The sequence below is a fragment of the Peribacillus sp. P4_D6 genome (assembly GCF_056401795.1).
The window spans coordinates 1-2639 of record NZ_JBFUIQ010000259.1; the positions used below are offsets into that span (position 1 = coordinate 1).

4 protein-coding genes are annotated in these 2639 nt (G+C 42.3%); 1 reads left to right on the top strand and 3 read right to left on the bottom strand.

From position 1 onward, the window contains the following. Both AC1DVB_RS26450 and AC1DVB_RS26455 read right to left on the bottom strand, forming a co-directional pair. A partial coding sequence (locus AC1DVB_RS26450; protein WP_477591763.1) for an ROK family glucokinase occupies positions 1-935 on the bottom strand: 935 nt, incomplete at its 3' end. A 14-nt stretch (positions 936-949) separates the two neighbouring features. Beyond that, positions 950-1159: a YqgQ family protein gene (locus tag AC1DVB_RS26455; protein ID WP_034308407.1), complete on the bottom strand. Its 210-nt coding sequence runs from the start codon at positions 1157-1159 to the stop codon at positions 950-952. Positions 1160-1371: 212 nt separating this feature from the next. On the opposite strand from AC1DVB_RS26455, the gene AC1DVB_RS26460 reads away from it, so the two are divergent. Continuing rightward, positions 1372-2229: a hypothetical protein gene (locus AC1DVB_RS26460; protein ID WP_095678567.1), complete on the top strand. Its 858-nt coding sequence runs from the start codon at positions 1372-1374 to the stop codon at positions 2227-2229. Here AC1DVB_RS26460 and AC1DVB_RS26465 read toward each other — a convergent pair. Further along, positions 2224-2639 (bottom strand): tetratricopeptide repeat protein (locus AC1DVB_RS26465; protein WP_477591766.1); only part of this gene is annotated, 416 nt, incomplete at its 5' end. The two genes, AC1DVB_RS26460 and AC1DVB_RS26465, sit on opposite strands and share 6 nt — an antisense overlap.

The following is a 2639-nucleotide window of genomic DNA, read 5'->3' on the forward strand; positions in this document are numbered from 1 at the left end:
CCTATTACCCCTGCATCATTGCCTAGAGTGGCCAGGCTGATTTTCGTTGATTTACTAACCCGTTTGAATGCATACTTTCCGAATGCAGAACGGACAGTATCAAGCAAAATGTCTCCCGCTTGTGAAACGCCGCCGCCAATGACGATTTTATCTGGATTCATGACATTCCCAACATGTGATAGTGCCAGCCCCAAGTAATTGCCTACCTTATCCACCACAGCTTTGGACAAGGGATCACCTGCTGCGGCGCATTGGAATAACAGTTTGGAAGTAACCGTATTCCCCTCTTCTACTTTCTGCTGAAGCAATGACTTTTCATCGGCGGCATCCAAGGCTTCTAAAGCCATACGGACGATTCCCGTTGCCGAAGCAACCGTTTCCAAACAACCAGTCTTGCCGCAATTGCATGGTGCCCCTCCGTCCGTTACGACCGTTATATGGCCTACTTCCCCAGCAGCTCCACTGGTACCATGGACGATTTGGCCATTATGGATGATTCCGCCTCCTACACCCGTTCCCAAAGTGACACAAACGAGGTCTTTGGCTCCATTACCGGCACCTTTCCACATTTCTCCCAAAGCTGCCATATTGGCATCATTATCGATCACAGCTGGAAGAGCTGTCTCCACCTCCAATAAATCTTTTAAAGGATAGTCCTTCCAGCCAAGATTGACGGCTTCATATATGGAACCGTTAACAAATTTCACAGGACCGGGAGCACCCATTCCTATCCCTACTATCTTACTCTTCGGTTCATTAAGTTCCACGAGCTTCGCATCAATTGCTTTAGCTATGTTAATCGTAATGTATTTTCCCTTTTCGGAGATGTCCGTGCTGATTTCCCATTTATGAATGATCTCGCCGTATAAATTGATTAAAGCCAGTTTGGTAGTTGTACCGCCTAAATCCACACCCATCAGCCACTTTTCCATCATTCTCACCTTTTTTATCAATTTTTTTTCTGTTTTTCCCTTTCAAGAGACGATTGCTGCCTGATTAAAAGAATCGCCATTTGATAATCTTTCGTATCCATCATCTGCATACGGTGGAGTTCCCTTATTTCGGCCTCCATCAGTTCAAGCTCGGCTAAGCGATCGCCAATATAGATAAATGTACCAAATCTTTTTAAGTATTGTTGAAGATCATAATATGTTTTCATAGTAAACCTCTTTACTCTTTTCTTTAGGAAAGTATATCGAATCAGCACCTTTGTAACAAGCGCCCATTTACTCTTTTGATAATTTCCCCATCCCCCTCATACATGTCCAACTGTATTCATATGATGAAATATCAAGAATGTGGACTCCTTTGATTGATTTAACAGCTTAATGTTTTTAAACCATTCATCACGCGTGAAAACGGAGGGGAAAAATGAAAGTACAATTGAAGTATACCGTCTTTTTGGTTTTAACCACCATTTTTGTCATCCTTTATTTATCAAATCATAAACGGACAGAGGAAACCATCATTTTTTTTCCCATCGATTCCTCGCTCCATTTTGAACATGCTGCCACCCACCTGACACCTAAAGGTACCGGGGATTCCACCTATACCATCACTTGGAGGGTCGATTCTACGTTGGACCAGCCTGCTTACTTACGTCAGGATGTATCGCTTTTATACAAAAATGGAAAATTGGCAGGGGCTTTAAAAAATTGGCGCCAAAATAAACAAGAACTCTCTCAAAAAGCGAAATATAAAGAATCCGAGAGTGGGCGTTATGAAGCTGTAACGTTTCATTATGCCGAGGTTCATCCAAGTGACACCATTTTCACCAGTGCCCAGCAGCTCAGTAAAGATAAACTCTATACAGTAACGACACCGGTTTTTCAATTTTTCCACCGCCCCCTTTCAGAAGAACAGATTCAGTGGAAAAAAACGCTGGATGGCTTGACAGATCAAACGGTTCGAAATGGTTTGGAGAAAGCCGGGCAAGCCTTTCAGGTCAATCTTGATCAGTACAAAATCATTTCTTTAACAGATCTGCCTTCAAAGAAAAACCAATGGCTTGCTGCCTTCCCCCAATTCAAACGGGAAGAAATTGTGGGAAAACTATGGGAAGGACTATACAAAAATTATGTGTTGGGAGTAAAAAAGGAGGATGGCTCCACTGTGAGTCCACAAGGTAGCACCATCCCCCTATTGCTTATGGCGAAGAATCAAAGGGAAATACTTGTCTTGTTTACCCTAAAAGACGGTACTCCAATCATGCTGCGTCAAGAGTTATAGTTGTTTTTCGATTTCTTCCAGTAGTTTAGTGTATGACTTATTATCCGGGGCAAGCTCAATAGCCTTATCAGCTTGCTCTTTAGCTTGGTCGAATGATTCGAGATTCATGTAGACCAAGGCAAGATTGTAATGGGCTTCATGCAAATCCGGATTACTTTCAATCGCTTTTTCATAATAACCCTTTGCCTTGTATATGTCCTTTTTATCAAAAGATAAATTTCCGAGCATAAAGAGTGATAGCGGTGCATCAGGATTTGAATCCACATATTTGAATAGCATCTCTTCCGCCTTATCCTCTTCATCATCATCAATATACTTTTGGGCCATCATTGCCATGGTATTATCATCGATAGCTGCACTTTCCTGATGATTGAAACCAAATTGCAGCAGGGAATAGGTCAGTATTACCG